General features: G+C 69.2%; 17 protein-coding genes. 5 read left to right on the forward strand and 12 right to left on the reverse strand.

Annotated elements, in window-relative coordinates; genetic code table 11:
• The first annotated feature begins 168 nt into the window (after positions 1–168).
• From ACFFGY_RS06870 to ACFFGY_RS06880, 3 genes are all read left to right on the forward strand, one after another.
• A complete protein-coding gene (locus ACFFGY_RS06870) occupies positions 169–2,787 on the forward strand; it encodes an ATP-dependent DNA helicase (RefSeq protein ID WP_377043703.1) in 2,619 nt (872 codons plus the stop codon).
• Between the two features lie 79 nt (positions 2,788–2,866).
• Positions 2,867–3,298 (forward strand): tellurite resistance TerB family protein, encoded by a 432-nt coding sequence (locus ACFFGY_RS06875; RefSeq protein WP_377044029.1) that lies wholly within the window; start codon positions 2,867–2,869, stop codon positions 3,296–3,298.
• Positions 3,299–3,381: 83 nt separating this feature from the next.
• Positions 3,382–3,882: a hypothetical protein gene (locus tag ACFFGY_RS06880; protein WP_377043704.1), complete on the forward strand. Its 501-nt coding sequence runs from the start codon at positions 3,382–3,384 to the stop codon at positions 3,880–3,882.
• Here ACFFGY_RS06880 and ACFFGY_RS06885 read toward each other — a convergent pair.
• Positions 3,879–4,700, reverse strand: coding sequence for an IclR family transcriptional regulator (locus tag ACFFGY_RS06885; RefSeq protein WP_377043705.1), 822 nt, complete (start codon positions 4,698–4,700; stop codon positions 3,879–3,881). The two genes, ACFFGY_RS06880 and ACFFGY_RS06885, sit on opposite strands and share 4 nt — an antisense overlap.
• 136 nt (positions 4,701–4,836) lie before the next feature.
• Between ACFFGY_RS06885 and ACFFGY_RS06890 the strand changes: the two genes are divergently transcribed.
• Positions 4,837–5,817: a hydroxymethylglutaryl-CoA lyase gene (locus ACFFGY_RS06890; RefSeq protein WP_377043706.1), complete on the forward strand. Its 981-nt coding sequence runs from the start codon at positions 4,837–4,839 to the stop codon at positions 5,815–5,817.
• The gene (locus tag ACFFGY_RS06895; protein ID WP_377043707.1) at positions 5,814–6,956 is read left to right on the forward strand and encodes a CaiB/BaiF CoA transferase family protein; all 1,143 of its coding nucleotides are present in this window, start codon (positions 5,814–5,816) and stop codon (positions 6,954–6,956) included. Before ACFFGY_RS06890 ends, ACFFGY_RS06895 begins: the two co-directional genes overlap by 4 nt.
• Before the next feature lie 119 nt (positions 6,957–7,075).
• On the opposite strand, the gene groL is transcribed toward ACFFGY_RS06895, so the two are convergent.
• The 11 genes from groL to ACFFGY_RS06950 form a co-directional block, all read right to left on the reverse strand.
• Positions 7,076–8,722 (reverse strand): chaperonin GroEL, encoded by a 1,647-nt coding sequence (groL, locus tag ACFFGY_RS06900; protein WP_377043709.1) that lies wholly within the window; start codon positions 8,720–8,722, stop codon positions 7,076–7,078.
• 55 nt (positions 8,723–8,777) lie between these two features.
• Positions 8,778–9,065, reverse strand: coding sequence for a co-chaperone GroES (groES, locus tag ACFFGY_RS06905; RefSeq protein ID WP_377043710.1), 288 nt, complete (start codon positions 9,063–9,065; stop codon positions 8,778–8,780).
• 149 nt (positions 9,066–9,214) lie between these two features.
• The gene (locus ACFFGY_RS06910; protein WP_377043711.1) at positions 9,215–10,159 is read right to left on the reverse strand and encodes an AEC family transporter; all 945 of its coding nucleotides are present in this window, start codon (positions 10,157–10,159) and stop codon (positions 9,215–9,217) included.
• 34 nt (positions 10,160–10,193) lie between these two features.
• On the reverse strand, positions 10,194–10,847 hold the full coding sequence (gene gmk, locus ACFFGY_RS06915) for a guanylate kinase (protein ID WP_377043712.1): 654 nt from the start codon (positions 10,845–10,847) through the stop codon (positions 10,194–10,196).
• The gene (locus tag ACFFGY_RS06920; protein ID WP_377043713.1) at positions 10,837–11,730 is read right to left on the reverse strand and encodes a YicC/YloC family endoribonuclease; all 894 of its coding nucleotides are present in this window, start codon (positions 11,728–11,730) and stop codon (positions 10,837–10,839) included. Before ACFFGY_RS06920 ends, gmk begins: the two co-directional genes overlap by 11 nt.
• Positions 11,731–11,800: 70 nt before the next feature.
• Positions 11,801–12,775, reverse strand: a complete 975-nt coding sequence (mltG, locus tag ACFFGY_RS06925; protein ID WP_377043714.1) for an endolytic transglycosylase MltG — start codon at positions 12,773–12,775, stop codon at positions 11,801–11,803.
• Positions 12,776–12,817: 42 nt separating this feature from the next.
• Positions 12,818–14,101: a beta-ketoacyl-ACP synthase II gene (fabF, locus tag ACFFGY_RS06930; RefSeq protein ID WP_377043715.1), complete on the reverse strand. Its 1,284-nt coding sequence runs from the start codon at positions 14,099–14,101 to the stop codon at positions 12,818–12,820.
• Positions 14,102–14,140: 39 nt separating this feature from the next.
• Entirely contained in the window at positions 14,141–14,380 is a 240-nt protein-coding gene (locus ACFFGY_RS06935) for an acyl carrier protein (protein WP_377043717.1), read from the reverse strand.
• A gap of 224 nt (positions 14,381–14,604) precedes the next feature.
• A complete protein-coding gene (gene fabG, locus ACFFGY_RS06940) occupies positions 14,605–15,342 on the reverse strand; it encodes a 3-oxoacyl-[acyl-carrier-protein] reductase (RefSeq protein ID WP_377043718.1) in 738 nt (245 codons plus the stop codon).
• A gap of 43 nt (positions 15,343–15,385) precedes the next feature.
• The gene (gene fabD, locus ACFFGY_RS06945; RefSeq protein WP_377043719.1) at positions 15,386–16,345 is read right to left on the reverse strand and encodes an ACP S-malonyltransferase; all 960 of its coding nucleotides are present in this window, start codon (positions 16,343–16,345) and stop codon (positions 15,386–15,388) included.
• A gap of 68 nt (positions 16,346–16,413) precedes the next feature.
• Complete coding sequence (locus ACFFGY_RS06950; RefSeq protein WP_377043720.1) at positions 16,414–17,166, reverse strand: DUF2272 domain-containing protein; 753 nt, start codon at positions 17,164–17,166, stop codon at positions 16,414–16,416.
• Positions 17,167–17,440 lie beyond the last annotated feature (274 nt).

A 17,440-nucleotide genomic window follows, 5' to 3' on the forward strand; every position in this document is an offset into this window, starting at 1 on the left:
GACCCGGCCGTGACGTCTTCCCGCTCAGCCACGCCCCGCCTTCTGCTGCCTCAGGTGCCGGCCCTGGTCGCCGGTGTCGGACGAGCCACCCTCCTCACGCCCGATGGGGAGATCGAAACCCTTCCGGCGCGCGCTCTCGCCGAACGCCTGGAGGAGCTTCCGCCCCCCATGCTGGTTCACGCGCCCGCCACCGCCCGGCGTCTCGGCCTGCCGCAGTTCGCCGCCTGCTTCGACCTGCTGGAGCTGTTTGCCTTCGCCGCCCCCGCGCAGGTCGCCCCGCCCACGCCGCGTGGGCTGGCGATGGCGCTCGGCCTCGACCTGCCCGCGGATGACGAGGCGGCGGCCGTGTTGCTGCCGGACATGGCGACCCTGCTGCTGCGTCGCCTCTCGATGGCGCGGAACGTTCCCCTCAACCGCGACGCGGCGGTGCTGGCCGCTCGGCTGCGCGAGGGTATGGACTGGCCTTGGGCCGCCTCGGTCATGGCGGCCCTCGGGCAGGAAGGGGTCAAGCCGTCCTCGGACCCGCTGAAGGTTTGGCGCCGCCTGCCGGATTGGGAAGACACCGCGCCGCCCACCCCGCCCGGCTCCCTGCCGGTCAGTTCCGCCGAGGCCCGCTCCAGGCTGGCGGAAATCCTGGGCGGCGAGGCGGAGCAGCGGCCGGCCCAGGCCGACTTCGCCTCGGCGGCCGCGCTGGCCTTCGCGCCCCGCGAAGCACCGGGAGCGCCGCAGGTCGTCCTGGCGGAAGCCGGTACGGGAACCGGCAAGACGCTGGGCTACATCGCCCCGGCCTCGCTTTGGGCGGAGCGCAACGGCGCCCCGGTCTGGATCTCGACCTATACCCGCAACCTCCAGCGGCAGATCGACGGGGAGCTGGCGCGGCTCTACCCGGACCCGGAGCAGCGCAAGCGCGAGGTGGTGATCCGCAAGGGGCGGGAGAACTACCTCTGCCTCCTCAACCTGGAGGAAGCGACCGCCGGGCTCATGCCGTCGCGGCTGCTGGCGATCGCCCTGGTGTCGCGCTGGGCGCTGGCGACCCGAGATGGCGACATGCAGGGCGGCGACTTTCCCGGCTGGCTGGCGGAGCTCTTTCCCTTCGGCGCGGTGGCCAACCTGACCGACCGGCGCGGCGAGTGCATTCATTCCGGCTGCCCCCACTGGAAGCGCTGCTTCGTCGAACATTCCATCCGTCGCGCCGCGGGCGCCAAGCTGGTGGTCGCGAACCACGCCTTGGTGATGGTGCAGGCGGCGCTCGGCGGTGGCGAGGATGGTCCGGCCGTCCGCTACGTCTTTGACGAGGGGCACCACATCTTCGACGCCGCCGACAGCGCCTTTTCCGCCGCCATCTCAGGCGGCGAGATGGCGGAGCTGCGGCGCTGGCTGCTGGGTGCCGAAGGTGGCTCCGGCCGCGCCCGTGGTCTGCGGCGGCGGCTGGAAGAAGTCTTGACCGACCATCCAGCGCTGCTGCCTCTGGTCGACGCGGGTCTTCAGGCGGGCGGGGTGCTTCCGGCCCCTGGCTGGCCGGGGCGCCTCGATACGGCAACGCCGCGCAACGTGGCGGAGCGTTTCTTGTCTTCGGTGAAGCTGCAGGTCCTGGCCCGCACGGCGGAAGCCGATCCGCTCTACGATGCGGAATGCGACCTGGCACCCGTTCATCCCGAGATGCTCGAGGCCGCGGCGGAGCTGCGCGGCGCGCTCCAGCAACTGCTCGCCCCACTGCGGAGCCTGCGCGATCGCTTGGGCGAGATGCTGGAGGATACGGAGGCCGACCTGGAGGTGGGGGACCGCATCCGGCTCGACACGGCCCGGCGCAATCTCGACCGCCGGGCCGTGACGCCCCTGGTGGCCTGGGATGCCATGCTGGGCGCCATTCCTACCGAGCCACCGGAACCCGGCACGCGGCCCGTCTACGTGGACTGGCTCGCCGTGTCCCGGCGCGAGGGGCGGGTGGCGGATGCGGCGATGCACCGGCATCACCTCGATCCCACGCAGCCCTTCGCCCTAGGCGTGGCGGCCCCGGCGCACGGGCTGCTGATCACCTCCGCCACCCTTCGCGACACGGCGGAGCGGGATCCGGAGATCGCCTGGAGCACGGCCGAGGCGCAGACCGGCGCGTCGCACCTGCCGCTGCCGGCGATCCGTGCTGCCGTGCCTTCGACCTTTGACTACGCGCGCCAGACCCGCGCCATGGTGGTCACCGACGTGGGGCGCGACGGCGGTCAGGCGGCGGCGGCCATGTCGGCGCTGTTTCGCGCTGCCGGCGGCGGGGCGCTCGGCCTCTTCACGGCGGTGCGGCGCCTGCGCGACGCCCACGCCCGCATGGCACCGGCCCTGGAGAAGGCGGGCATCCCTCTCTATGCCCAGCACGTGGACGCGATGGACAACGCCACGCTGGTGGATGTTTTCCGCGCCGAGGAGGACGCATGCCTGCTTGGCACCGATGCCCTGCGCGACGGCGTGGACGTGCCCGGGCGTTCCCTGCGCCTGCTGGTCTTCGACCGCGTGCCCTGGCCGCGCCCGACGATCCTGCACCGGGAGAGGCGACTCCACCTGTCATCCGGTCGGCCCAGCGGCTGGGATGACGCCATCGCGCGGCACCGCCTCCGTCAGGCCTTCGGCCGCCTCGTGCGCCGTGGGGATGATCGCGGCGTCTTCGTGCTGCTCGATGCCCGTGCCCCGAGCCGCCTCCTGGCAGGCCTCCCGGAAGGCGTTGAAGTGGAACGGCTGAAGCTCGCCGAAGCGGCAACCAGGCTGCGGGAGTTCCTGCGTCCCGACCTCGCGGGTGCTTGATCCCGGTGGCATTGACGGCGCCCGGTGGCCGCTGCCAGACCGGTGATCTCAGGAGCCAACCTCGGACATGCCTCTCGATATGAGTTCTGCCTCACCCGCCCCTGTTCGCCTGACCGTGCAGGAAGCACTTGTCGGGTCCATGGTGGTCATGAGCGCTTGTGACCGGCAGATGTCCGACGCTGAGCTGAACACCATGTCGCGGCTGGTGAAGGAGTTGCCGGCGTTCAGCGACTTCGATCCGAACGGTATCACGATCGTCACCGAGATCGTCCTCGGCCTGCTCGAGGATACCGACGGGCTGGAGGAGGCGATCACCCTGATCCGTGACGCCCTGCCGCCGCGCCTGCGCGAAACGGCCTATCTCCTGGCCTGCGAGGTCGCCGCGGCCGACGGCGACGCCACGCAGGACGAACTGCGCTTCCTGCAGGATTTCCGGATTGGCCTGGATATCGACCGCCTCATCGCCGGTGCCATCGAGCACGCGACCAAGGCCCGCTTCCAGGTTCTTTGACGCCAGGCTTGAAGCGTAACGACCTCTGGCAACGGAGGATCGGCCCACACGTTTCATCCCCGGTCACGCAGGGGAGAAGAACGATGTCGCAGACCTCCGAAACGCCGAGCCAGCCAACGATCCTGGCCAGTTTCCGGACCAGGGAAGAACTCGAGGCCGCCTTGTCCTACCTCGAGGGCGAGGCGATCTCACGGTCGCAAATCTCGGTCCGGCATGCCGATGCTCCGAGCGAGACCCCCAGCCACACAGGCTCCGAGCCGTTGCGCGAGGATGAGCATCGCAACCTCCGCACCATGCGGACCAGCATGGCCGCTGCCGCCGTCGGAATGGCCGCGGCGGGCGTCGTGGTGGCCACCGGCGGCGCGGCGCTACCGGCCGTTGGCGCCGCCGTGGCGGCAGGAGCTGGGGCGGGCGGATTGAGCGAGGCCGCTGCGCGGGCAACGGGCACCGAGTCCACGGCAGCATCGGAGCATGGACAGGCCATCGTGGTGGTGAAGCCCGCCAACGTCGACCAGACGGAACGCGCCCGGGGCATCCTGCGCAAGACCTCCGCCATCGATGTTTGGGAAGAGCCCGCGTCCTAGCGCGGCTGCTCTCCGCCCTCCACCGGGGCCGTCGCCGCTTCGGTACCGGCCTCTCCCGGCCCTGACCGGGCGAGGGGCGAAGTTCCTCCCAACTGCAGGGTGAGCTCCTCAGCCTTGTCCAGCAGGCTGCGGATGTAGCGATCCACCCCGGGCGGCGCGAAGCGGTGCCTGGGCCCGCTGATTGTCAGTGCTCCCGCAAGCCGGCCGGGTGCGGCGAATACGGGCGCCGCAATGGCCGCGAGTTCCGGATCACGCTCGCCCAGCGAGAGGGCGAAGCCTTGTTGCCGGATCTCCGCGAACTCGCCCCTGTCCGTCGGTTCGCCGTCATAGGCGATGAGGATGTGGCTGCCTGCCCCGCGGTCGAGGGGCAGTGTAGTTCCTTCCTCGACCTGGTGTCGGAGAACACCATTACCGTGCTCTCGAAGCAGGCAGACGCGGTGTGTTCCCTCGCGAATGTGGAAGGCCGCGGTGTCCCCGAGCTCCCGTGCCAGGGTTCTCAGAGCGGGGCGCACGACATCCGCCAGTGCGAAGCCGGTCTGATAACGGCTGCCCAGAAGAAGCGGCATTGGCCCCAGGCGAAACACTCCCGCCTGGTCGCGGACCAGGTAGCCGGCATTGGCGAGGGAGGCGGCGAGCCTGAGCACCGTGCTCGGGTAAAATCCAGTCTGCCGTGAGAGGTCAGCCAGGGTGCGCGGTCTGCCATCCGCCGCGAAGGCCGCCAGCAGTTCCAGAGCCCGGTTGACGGCCTCGACACCAGCCTCCTTGGTCGGCGGGGCCAGTCGGGGTCTTCCTCGTCGCCGCGCAGCAGCCTCGTTCATTGGGATCCTCTTCCGGAAAGAGCACGGCGGGCTGCGAGACCACGTCACCGCGGATTTTGTTGAAGCCAAAATCAGCTTACCTTATTTTCTTATATGCGGAAATAATTTCTGTCCGACAGAAAATAAAGGAAGCGCGATGGAGGTTCTCGTCAGCGAGGTCGGTCCTCGGGATGGTTTGCAGAGCGTCAAGCAGGCGATGCCCACCGGCCACAAGATCGCCTGGGTCCGGGCCCTCGCGGCTGCGGGCCTGCAGGAGATCGAGGTTGGATCCTTCGTGAACCCGGCCCGCCTTCCGCAGATGGCCGACGCGGCGGAGGTGGTGAGGGACGCCGTGACCATCGACGGCCTCACGGTGTTGGCCCTGGTCCCCAACCTGAAGGGCGCCAGACGAGCCGCGGAGGCCGGTGTGCACAAGGTGACGATCCCGGTCTCGGCGTCCGAACAGCACAGCCTCGCCAACGTCAACATGACCTGCGAGCAGGCGGTCGAAGAAGTTCGGCGCGTGTGCGCGCTGCGGACGGAACTTGATGCGGGGCGTTCCCTGGGTGTCGAGGTCGGCATCTCGACCGCCTTCGGCTGCACCCTGCAGGGACCGATCAGCGAGGACTGGGTGATCGCCCTGGCGGGGCGGTTGGTGGAGGTCGGCGTCGACAGCGTTGGCCTGTCCGACGGGACCGGCACGGCCAATCCGGCCCAGGTGAGGCGGCTCTTCACCCGTTTGAACCGGGAACTCGGCGACAGGGCCGGCGGTGCCCATTTCCACAACACGCGCGGGCAGGGGCTGGCCAACGTCGTAGCGGCCCTGGAAGCGGGGGTGACCACCTTCGACGCCTCGCTCGGTGGCCTCGGCGGATGCCCTTACTCGCCGGGCGCGACCGGCAACATCGTCACCGAGGATCTTGTCTGGATGCTGGAAGCCATGGGGATCTCCACGGGCATCGACCTGGACCGCCTCATGGAGGCGCGCCGCATCATGGAAGACGGTCTCCCCGGGCAGGAAACCTACGGCTACCTCGCGGAGGTCGGGACCGAGAAGGGCTTCCGCTACGCTGGCGGCCCGATCGCACCGGAGGGCACCGGACGCAGACAGCAGCCCCAGCCGGGAGCAACAGCATGAACGCCCCCTCGCCGCTGCCGCTGGAGGGCATACGCGTTGTCGAGTTCTCCCACATGGTCATGGGTCCGACCTGCGGCCTCGTGCTCGCCGACCTCGGGGCGGAGGTCATCAAGGTCGAGCCGCACGGGAAGGGCGATCGGACGCGCTACCTGACCAACTCGGGGACCGGCTTCTTCGCGGCCTTCAACCGCAACAAGAAGAGCGTGCAACTCGACCCCGCTGATCCCGCGGATGCCGAGGCCCTGCACCGGCTGATCGACACCGCCGATGTCCTGATCGAGAACTTCCGCCCTGGCGGGCTGGCGGCGAAGGGCTTCGGCTACGAGGCGCTGCGCGCCCGCAACCCACGCCTGATCTACTGTTCGCTCAAAGGCTTCCTGAACGGTCCCTACGGAAACCGCACGGCCCTGGACGAGGTCGTACAGATGATGAGCGGCCTCGCCGTCATGACCGGGCCACCGGGGCGACCGCTTCGCGCCGGGGCGCCGGTGAACGACATGATGGGCGGCATGTTCGGCGCCATCGCGGTGATGGCGGCCCTGCGCCAACGCGACGTGACGGGGGAGGGGCAGGCGGTGCAGTCGGGCCTCTTCGAGAACGCCGCCTTCCTGGTTTCCACGCACATGCTGCAGGAGGCGATCACCGGCGTCGCGCCCCCGTCCATGGCCGCGGGCAAGCGCGCCTGGGGCGTCTACGACGTGTTCCACACCGGCGACGGGCAGGACCTGTTCATCGGCGTCGTCACTGATCGCCAGTGGGAGATCTTCGCCGAAGCCCTGGGCGATCCGGCGCTGCGCGACGAGAGATGGAGCACCAACACTCTGCGTGCCGGTGGCCGAGACGTGCTGATCCCACTGGTGCAGCGGATCGTCGGCGCCCGTCCCGCGGCGGAGCTGGAAGCGCTGTGCGAGAAGGCGGGGCTGCCTTTCGCCCGCATCAACCGACCCGGTGCCCTGTACGACGACCCGCACCTGGCGGCGGGCGGGATGCTGCCGCTCACGCTGCCAGACGGACGGGCCAGCGGCGTGCCTGCGCTGCCGATGCAGTTCGGCGCGCACCGGCTGGGCGTGCGGCACGACCTTCCCGCACCCGGCGAGCACACGGCGGAAATCCTCGGCAGCCTGCCCGATAACCGTTAGCGGTGCGGGCGCGCGTCTGCCGCGCGTCCGGCGGCAGGGAATGATCCCGTACGCCCGCAACGAAAAAGGGGCGGCTCCGAAGAGCCGCCCCCGTTCCGCAGTCTCCTGATCCGGTTGGATCAGAAGTCCATGTCACCCATGCCGCCCATGCCGCCGCCCGGGCCACCGGCCGGAGCCGAAGCCTTGGCGGGCTTCTCGGCGATCATCGCCTCGGTGGTGATCAGCAGCGCCGCGACCGAGGCCGCGTCCTGCAGCGCCGTGCGCACGACCTTGGTCGGGTCCACGATGCCGGCGGCGATCAGCGACTTGTACTCGCCGGTCTGCGCGTCGTAGCCGTAGTCGTAGGTGTCGTTGCGCAGCGTGTCGCCGGCAACCACCGCACCGTCCTGGCCGGCGTTCTCGGCGATCTGGCGCAGCGGCACCTGGATGGCGCGACGCACGATCTCCACGCCGACGCGCTGGTCGTCGTTGACCACCTGCACGTTGTTCAGCTTCAGCGAGGCGCGGGCCAGGGCAACACCGCCGCCCGGCACGATGCCTTCCTCGACCGCGGCGCGGGTCGCGTGCAACGCGTCGTCGACGCGGTCCTTGCGCTCCTTCACCTCGACCTCGGTGGAACCACCGACGCGGATCACGGCGACGCCACCGGCCAGCTTCGCGAGACGCTCCTGCAGCTTCTCACGGTCGTAGTCCGAGGTGGTCTCCTCGATCTGCGCCTTGATCTGCTCCACGCGGCCCTGGATGTCGGTCTTCTCACCGGCACCGTCGACGATCGTGGTGTTCTCCTTCTCGATCCGCACGGTCTTGGCGCGGCCGAGCATGTCGAGCGTCACGTTCTCGAGCTTGATGCCCAGGTCCTCGGACACGACCTGGCCACCGGTCAGGATCGCGATGTCCTCGAGCATCGCCTTGCGACGGTCACCGAAGCCCGGCGCCTTCACGGCGGCGATCTTCAGGCCACCACGCAGCTTGTTGACGACCAGGGTGGCCAGAGCCTCGCCCTCGACGTCCTCGGCCACGATGATCAGCGGACGGCCGGACTGCACGACGCTCTCGAGCAGCGGCAGCATCGGCTGAAGCTGCGACAGCTTCTTCTCGTGGATCAGGATGTAGGGGTTGTCGAGCTCGGCAACCATCTTCTCCGCGTTCGTGATGAAGTACGGGGAAACGTAGCCGCGGTCGAACTGCATGCCCTCGACGACGTCGAGCTCGGTCTGGACGCCCTTGGCTTCCTCGACCGTGATCACGCCCTCGTTGCCGACCTTCTCCATGGCCTGCGCGATCATCTCGCCGATCTCGGTCTCGCCGTTGGCGGACAGAGCACCGACCTGCGCGACCTCGGCGGAGGTGGAGATCTTCTTGGTGTTGGCCTTCAGGTCCTCGATGACCACGGCGACGGCCTTGTCGATGCCGCGCTTCAGGTCCATCGGGTTCAGGCCGGCGGCCACCGACTTCGCACCCTCGCGGATGATGGCCTGGGCCAGCACGGTCGCGGTGGTGGTGCCGTCACCGGCCAGGTCGTTGGTCTTCGAGGCCACTTCGCGCACCATCTGGGCGCCCATGTTCTCGAACTTGTCGGCCAGCTCGATTTCCTTGGCGACCGACACACCGTCCTTGGTGATGCGGGGCGCGCCGAAGGACTTGTCGATCACGACATTGCGGCCCTTGGGGCCCAGCGTGACCTTCACGGCGTCGGCGAGAATGTCCACGCCGCGCAGCATGCGCTCACGGGCGGAGGCGCCGAACTTGACGTCCTTAGCAGCCATGTTGCTCTACCTCTTGGTTTGATTTCGGGGAGGGAAGCGAAAAGCGCGGTGGCTGTTAGCCGACGACGCCCATGATGTCGGATTCCTTCATGATCAGAAGGTCCTCACCGTTCAGCTTCACCTCGGTGCCCGACCACTTGCCGAACAGGATGCGATCGCCGGCCTTGACGTCGAGCGGGGTGATCTCACCCTTCTCGCTGCGGGTGCCGGTGCCGACGGCCACGATCTCGCCCTCCTGGGGCTTCTCCTTGGCAGAGTCGGGGATGATGATGCCGCCCGCGGTCTTCTCATCGGCCGTCACGCGACGGACCAGAACGCGGTCATGCAGGGGGCGGAAGTTCATGGAACGCTCCTGAGCCTCACTCAACTTGAGATCCCAGGGCTCGAGGCCACACCCGGCGCAGCGGGTGTTAGCACTCGCGCCCAGAGAGTGCCAGCGATCTAGGAGAGGCCTCGGGCGGCGTCAAGCGGGGACTTCCCGACGATTGGACGTCAGCCGGGTGCGGACCGCAGGACGAGGAGGCTGACGATCAGGCTCAGCGTCACCAGGGACAGGCCCGACGCCAGAAGCACCGTGGCGCCGGAACGGTCCATCCCCGTGGCGTAGCGCCGGGCCAGGATAAAGGCGTTGGCACCCGTGGGCGTCGCTGCCGCCGTCACCGCCACCGCCGTGCCAAGGGGGGGTAGCTTCAGCATTATCGCCACGACCCAAACAATCGCCGGCAGAACCAGCAGCTTGATCACGGTGCCTATCACCGCGTTCGGCCAGTCACGGCGTATGTTGAAGCCGGTCAGGCTGGCGCCGAGGCAGAACAGCGCCACGGGCGATACGGCCGAGCCCAGCATGTGCAGCAGGTTGCGCAGCACATCGGGCAGCGGCGGCATGAGCAGCGACCACAATCCCCCCGCGGCAACCGCCAGAACCACCGGGTTGCTCAGCAGCGAGGTCGCGGTTGAGCGGAAAACCTGGAGGAGCGAGGCGTTTCGGTTGATGCCAAACTCGGCGATCACCGTGGCGATCGGCAGCAGCAGGATTGAGTGGAAGGCCAGGATGGCCAGGAGGTTGTGCAGCCCTTCCTGGCCGTAGGCCGCCAGAACCACGGGGATGCCCACCATCGACAGGTTGCCGTAGCTCGCATCCAGCCCGAAGAGGCCGGCCTCCTGCAGCCGCAGCCGCCGCAGCTTCCAACCGACCAACACCGCGAGCAGGTAGACGGGGATACAGGCGGCGAAATAGGCCACCGATACCGCGACCGTCGCCCCCAGGCCCCCCGAACTGGTGGCGCCCTCGAACAGCAGCGCGGGAAGCGCCAGCATGAAGACGAAATCGTTGAGCCCGCGCAGACCGTCGGCGCTGATCCGGTTGAAGCGGCGGGCGAGGTAGCCGATCAGGATCGTCAGGAAGACCGGTCCGACGATTCCGAAGATACCGCTCAAGGCTTGGGCCGGAAGGAAGAGGGCAGGAGGGGCATCACCGGCCCCCAGCCATCAGTTCCGCCACGAACTCCGGCAGCCACGGGTTGCGGGCGCGGCGCGTTCGCTCGGCGGCCAGGATGCCGGAGATGGTGCGCACGGTGGCCTCGAAATCCTCGTTCACCAGGACATGGTCGAAATCGCCCCAGTGCGACAGGTCCTCGCGCGCTGCGGCCATGCGGCGGGCGATCTCCGCCTCACTATCCTGCCCGCGGCTGCGCAGCCGCCGCTCCAACTCGGGCAGGCTGGGGGGCAGCAGGAAGACGCCGACCACGTCGCCGGGCAGTGCGGCGCGGATCAGCCGATGGCCCTGCCAGTCCACGTCGAACAGCACGTCACGGCCCGCGGCGAGGGAGGCCAGCACCGGCGCGCGAGGCGTGCCGTAGCGGCGGCCATAAACGGCAGCGCTTTCCAGCATCTCGCCGGCGCGCTCCATCGCCTCGAACTCCTCGGGACTGCGGAAATGGTAGTGAACGCCTTCCACCTCTCCCACGCGCGGAGCCCTGGTGGTGGCGCTGACCGACAGAGCCATCGAGTCCTCCTGCGCCAGCAACGCCCGCGACACGCTGGTCTTGCCGGCGCCCGAAGGCGCCACGAGCACGAGGCAGAGACCCCGCCGCGACGGCGATCGGATGGTGGCTTCACTCGACATTGGCAGACTGCTCCCGCAGGCGTTCCACGGCGCCCTTCAGCTCCAGCGAAAGGTGGGTCAGTTCCAGCGAGGACGACTTGGCGCCCAGTGTATTGGCCTCGCGGCCGAACTCCTGCGCCAGGAACTCCAGTCGGCGCCCGATCGGCTTCGCCTCATCCAGCAGCGTCAGCGCCGCCGAAACATGGGCGCGCAGCCGGTCGATTTCTTCCCGCACGTCGGCCCGCCCGGCCAGCAGCGCGACCTCGGCCGCCAGACGATCTTCCGGAATTCGCCGCTGATCCCCCAACAGACCGTTCAGGGTGGCCTCCATCCTCGCGCGCACGAGTTCCGGCTGCCGCGCGGCCTCGGAGGCGGCCCGCTCCGTGAGGGTGCCGATCTCGTCCAGCAGGGTGCGCAGGATTTGCTCGAGCTTCGTGCCCTCGGACCGCCGTGCGGCCAGGAGTTCCGCCAGCGCCTCGTCGAAGGCCAGAAGCACGACGTCGCGCCGGGCGGCCTCCTCCACGGGGTCCGCTTCCTGCACCTCGGCCTGAAGAACACCGGGAAGCGCCAGGATGGAGGCCGCTGTCGGCGGCGATGCGCCGGGGATGCGGGCTGAAAGGTCGAGGACCAGGCGCAGGGCCTGTTCCAGCGCCTCGGGATCGGGAACCAGGCGCGGCCGCCGGTCCTCGCGCTTGACGGTCAAGCCGGCGCCGATGTTTCCGCGAAAAAACTGTTGGCCGGCACGGTCCCGCAGCGCCGCGTCGAGGCTTTCGAGACCCGGTGGCAGCTTGAGTCGCAGATCCAATCCGCGACCGTTCACGCTGCGCAGTTCCCAGGTGAACCGGCTGCCGTCGGCGAAGACTCCGTCGACGCGCGAGAACCCGGTCATGGATGAGATCGGCATGCGCGGTGCATGGCGCGACGCAGCGCCGTGCGCAAGGGCTCTGCGCGCCCTCAACCCCGCCCGAGCCGCCTCAGCGGGGCTGGAGCCGCGCCCTCCAGCGTTGGACGTTGCGATTGTGCTCGTCCAGGGTGCGGGCGAAGCTGTGACCGCCCTCGCCATTGGCGACGAAGTACAGGTCGTCGGTCTGCGCCGGGTGCAGCACCGCCTGGATGGCATCGCGTCCCGGTGCTGCGATCGGGCCCGGTGGCAGGCCGCGATTGCGGTAGGTATTGAACGGATGGTCCCGCTCGAGGTCCGCTCGTGTCAGCGCGCGGTCGAGGGCTTTCCCGTTGTTCGAGGCATAGGCCACTGTCGGATCGGATTGCAGCGGCATGCCGAGGCGGAGCCTGCCGATAAACACGCCGGCCACGTGCGCCCGCTCGTCCGGGCGTCCGGTCTCACGCTCCACGATGCTGGCCAGCACCAGGGCATCGCGCGGCGTCGTGAAGGGAAGCCCGTCCTGGCGCTTGTCCCAGGCCTCGGCCAGGAACTGCCGCAGGGCGCGCGTGCCGCGCTGCACCACGGAGGCGCGCGTGTCTCCCCACTCGTAGGCGTAGGTGTCGGGGAGTATCTGTGCTTCCTCCAGCACCGGCGCATCACCGGTCAGACCTGGGGCAGCCTGCAGCAGGGCGGTGATCTGCTCAGCGCTCAACCCTTCCGGAATGGTCAGGAGGCGCTGGACCGGCTTCGCGGTGCGCAGGACATCAAGGGTGGCGGCGACAGAGGCATGGGCGGGGAACTGGTATTCCCCGGCCCGTAGGGGGCCTTGCCGGCGCGTCAGCCAGGCCGCGGCCGCGAAACCTGTGTCATTGACGGAGGTGACGCCCTGCTCACGCAGGCGCTCCGCAATGTCCTGGGTGGAAGAGCGGGGCGGTATCACCACGGCCTTCGACACATCGAGCGGACCAGCCGCCTGATAGGTCCGCCAAGCCCAGTAGGCCCCGCCGCCCGAGAGCAGGAGGAGGGCCAGAAGCGCCAGCAGGAAGAAGCGGAGGCGGCGCGTCATGGGGCGGTTCGGCAGGGTGCCGGTGGGCCGGCACCCCGTCGGTCAGGGGCCGCGGCCGAACAGGATCGAGGCGTTGGTGCCACCGAAGCCGAAGGAGTTCGACAGCACCACGTTCACCCGACGCTCCTGCGCCGTGAGGGGAACCCGGTCGATCCTGCTTTCGCGCGAGGGCTCCTCAAGGTTGAGGGTCGGCGGCACCACGCCGTCGCGAATGGCCAGCAGCGAGAAGATCGTCTCGACCGCACCCGCCGCGCCGAGCAGGTGGCCGATGGCCGACTTGGTGGAGGACATGGCCACGCCGGGCGCATCGTCGCCCCAGAGACGCTCGACCGCCTCGAGCTCTAGGTCGTCGCCCATCGGCGTCGAGGTGCCGTGGGCGTTGATGTACTGGATGTCGGAGGGGGCGAGGCCGGCGGAGCGCAGGCAGGCCTTCATGGCCCGGTAAGCGCCGTCGTGCCCTTCGGCCGGGGCGGTGATGTGGTGGGCATCGCCCGACATGCCGTAGCCCAGAACCTCGCCGTAGATCTTGGCGCCGCGGGCCTTGGCGTGCTCGAGCTCCTCCAGCACGACCACGCCGGCACCCTCGCCCATGACAAAGCCATCGCGGTCCTTGTCCCAAGGGCGGGAGCCCTTTTCGGGCGTGTCGTTGAAGCCGGTGGACAGGGCGCGGGCGGAACAGAAGCCGGCCACGCCGATGCCGCAGACCGCGGCCTCGGTGCCGCCGGCCACCATGACGTCGGCATCGCCCAGGGCAATGAGCCGCGCCGCATCGCCCACCGCGTGAACGCCGGTGGCGCAGGCGGTGACGGCGCTGTGGTTCGGGCCCTTGAAGCCGTAGCGGATCGACACGTGGCCGGAGCCGAGGTTGATCAGCGCCGAGGGAATAAAGAAGGGCGACAGGCGCTTGGCCCGGCCAGAGCCCACGAGCTGAGAGGCATCGTAGATCGCGGGAAGGCCGCCGATGCCCGAGCCGATCATCACGCCGGTCGCGCAGCGGTCTTCCTCGGTCGCCGGCACCCACCCGCTATCCTCGACGGCCTCGGCGGCCGCGACGAGCGCGAGATGGATGAAGCGATCCATCTTCTTCTGGTCCTTGACGGGGATCCACTCGTTCAGGTCGAGGCCGCCATCGGCCTTCGTGCCCGCCGGGACCTCGCCGGCGATCCGTGCCGGCAGGTCGGAGGCGTCGAAGGAGCGGATCGCGCGGATGCCGCTCTCTGCCGCCAGGAGGCGGCGCCAAACATGCTCCACGCCGAGGCCGAGAGGGCAGGCAATGCCCATCCCGGTGATAACCACGCGACGCGGCGCCGTGAACTGAGCGAACAAACCGTGCTTCCCCTGGGAACCGTCAGAAAGACCGCCTGATCAGGCGGTCTTGTGCTCCTCGATGTACTTCACGGCGTCGCCAACCGTGGTGATCTTCTCGGCCGCGTCGTCGGGGATCTCGACGCCGAAGGCTTCCTCGAAGGCCATCACCAGCTCAACGGTGTCGAGGCTGTCGGCGCCCAGGTCGTCAATGAAGGAAGCGCCCTCGTTCACCTTGGACTCCTCGACGCCCAGGTGCTCGACGACGATCTTCTTGACCTTGTCGGCGGTCTCGCTCATGCGCGGCTGCTCTCTCTGTCTGCGGCAGGGTCTGCACCCGCCTTGAATCCGGTGCCAGCCGAGGCGTCACGAAGGACATCCTGGGCGGGCGGCGGGCCTTATCACGTAAGTTTCGTCCGGCCTAGGGGAAGAGGCTCGGGGTGGGCATCATCGGGGACATACCGTGTCCGCCGCGCCCCAGCCCCTTACCATCTTACTTCCTTACCGACCGCTGCCTGGCCGGCTCAGATCATCGCCATGCCGCCGTTGACGTGCAGGGTGGCGCCGGTGACCCAGCCCGCCTCATCCGAGGCCAGAAAGGCGACGGCGGCAGCGATATCGGCGCTGGTGCCCATGCGGCCAAGGGGGATGCGCCCCATCAGAGCCGTCTTCTGCGCGTCGTTCAGGGCATCGGTCATGGCCGTCTTCACGAAGCCGGGGGCCACCACGTTCACCGTGATGCCGCGCGGGGCGACCTCCTGGGCCAGGGCCTTGCTCATGCCGATCATGCCGGCCTTGGCGGCGGCGTAGTTGGCCTGGCCGGCATTGCCGGTCACGCCCACGATCGAGGCGATGGAGATGATGCGGCCGGACCGGCGCTTCATCATGCCGCGCAGCGAGGCCCGGGCGAGGCGGAACGGCGCGGTGAGGTCGACCTCGAGCACGTCCGACCAGTCCTTGTCGCCCATGCGCAGGGCGAGGCCGTCGCGCGTCAGGCCGGCGTTGTTGACCAGGATGTCCAGCCCGCCGAGCTCGGTTTCCACGCGCTCCACCAGCTGGGCCGGCGCCTCAGGGTCGGACAGGTCTGCCGGCAGAACCGTGACGCGCTCGCCGAGCTCCTCAGCCAGCGCGGTCAGCTCGCTTTCCCGGCGCCCGCTCAGCGCCACCTCGGCCCCTTGCGCGTGCAGGGCGCGGGCAATGGCGGCGCCGATGCCGCCCGTGGCGCCCGTCACGAGCGCCGATTTGCCATCCAGTCGGAACATTGTGCTCTTCCTCGAATTCTTTGCGGGCTCCGTCGGCGCGCTTTCAGAGCGCCTTCAGGACGGCCTCGATCTCGGCCGGCGTGCCGCAGGCCATGGCGGTGGCGTCGGGTGCGTTGCGCTTCATCAGCCCAGTCAGGACCTTGCCGGCGCCGATCTCCACGAAGCGGTCGCAGCCCATCTCCACCATCGCGGCCACGCTTTCGCGCCAGCGCACCGAGGCCGTGACCTGCTGGACCAGCAGCGTCCGGATCTCCGCCGGGTCGGTGACCTTGGTCGCCGTCACGTTGGCGACCAGCGGCACGGCGGGGGTTGAGACGGTGGCACCTTCCAGCGCCTCGCCCATGGCCTCGGCCGCACTGCGCATCAGCGAGCAGTGGAAGGGGGCAGAAACCGGCAGCAGCAGGGCACGCTTCACGCCGGCAGCCCTGGCGGCCTCCATGGCACGGTTCACGGCACCGAGGTGGCCGGAGATCACGACCTGGCCGCCGCCATTGTCGTTAGCGACCTCGACCACCTCATCGGTCTCGGTCGCAGGGTCATGGGCCGCCGCGGCGCAGAAGCCGCGGGCCTGCTCGGCCTCGACACCCAGCAGCGCCGCCATGGCGCCGACCCCGGCGGGCACGGCGCGCTGCATGGCGTCGCCGCGCAGGCGCAGCAGGTGTGCCGCGGTGGGCAGATCGAAGCTGCCGGCGGCCGCCAGCGCGCTGTATTCGCCCAGGGAGTGACCGGCCACGAGGCTCACGCGGGAGCGCAGCTCGAAACCGCCCTCGGCCTCCAACACCCGCAGCACGGCCAGGGACACGGCCATCAGCGCCGGCTGCGCATTGGCGGTCAGCGTCAGCTCTTCCGCCGGTCCCTCGAACATCAGGCGGGAAAGGTGCTGGCGGAGGGTGTCATCCACCTGCTCGAACACTTCCCGGGCCACCGGAAAGGCGGCGGCCAGATCCTTGCCCATGCCGATGGCCTGACTTCCCTGGCCAGGAAAAACGAAGGCGAGGGCCATGGTGCGGATCTACCTGACTGCTGAAGTGCTGATGAGGCCGGCGGGTTAACGATGCCGGCCCGAGCCTGTCAACGCTGAAGGGCCGGCGCCTCCACCGAAGCGAGCGACGTCGCGCGGCCGGCCACGCTCGGGACCGTATGGGACAGGCGGTTCTCGAACACCACGAAGAACGGTGCCTCGCCGTAGGGTGCCTGGCTGAGCCTCCCCTGCGCATCGGCCGGCAGGCGGCGCATGGTCACCGCGTCCTTGACGTTGCCGCCGATGGCCTGGAGTTCGCCGGGCTTCAGCGCCACCACCACGTCGCAGTGCATGGGCCTGAACTGCCCGGCCTCGCTCAGCCGGTCCGTCCAACTGGTGATCGGGGAACGGGAGCGGTCGGCGCAGATCAGGTCGCCGGCGACCGGGGCATACTCGTCGATCGTGTGCGGAAGAAAGGGAGCTCCCTGAGGGTCAACCGAGTAGCGCGCGAGCAGGCTGTCCACGTAGGTCGCGTGCGAGGCCGAGGACGGAAATTCCGCCTCGCCCAGACCTGCCTGATCCATGACGTAGCTGATGAAGGCCGCCGACCAGAAAGGGTAGGCCCAAAGGGAAATCACGGGCGGTGCCGGCGGCATGCCGCTGTCGGCCAGCGACTCCATCAGGCTGTCATGCAGGGCACGGTGCTGTCGCACCACGGCGGCACCGCCGGGGACCACCTCCCAGTAGGACAGGACGCGCTCGTAGTTGTTGGGATCGGGGATACGCTCCCCATCGAGCGTCGGTGCCCAGCCGGTCACCGTCAGATCGCCCCAGGCATGCCATTCCGTTACGGCTGCGTTCACGATCCTGGCGCGGCCGGGATCCTGAACCGGGGGCGGCTCGGCCACCGGAACCGACGGGGGTGACCCGGCGCAGCCCAGCAGGAAAAGCGGAAGGAGCAGGAAGAATCGGTGCACTTCTTCCACTTACCCGCTGGATTTCCGGTGCGGCAGCGGCTCCCGATCGCGCCTGCCTTCACATGTCGCGGAGATAGTCGATCCCGTTCCTGCCGGGCTCGCAGGGCGATCGGGCGAGGCGGGGATGGAAGTACTGCGGGGCGGAACTTCCATCGCCGCG

Origin of the sequence: Roseomonas elaeocarpi, from assembly GCF_042433915.1 — a bacterium.
GTDB classification, from domain to species: Bacteria; Pseudomonadota; Alphaproteobacteria; order Acetobacterales; family Acetobacteraceae; genus Roseomonas; species Roseomonas elaeocarpi.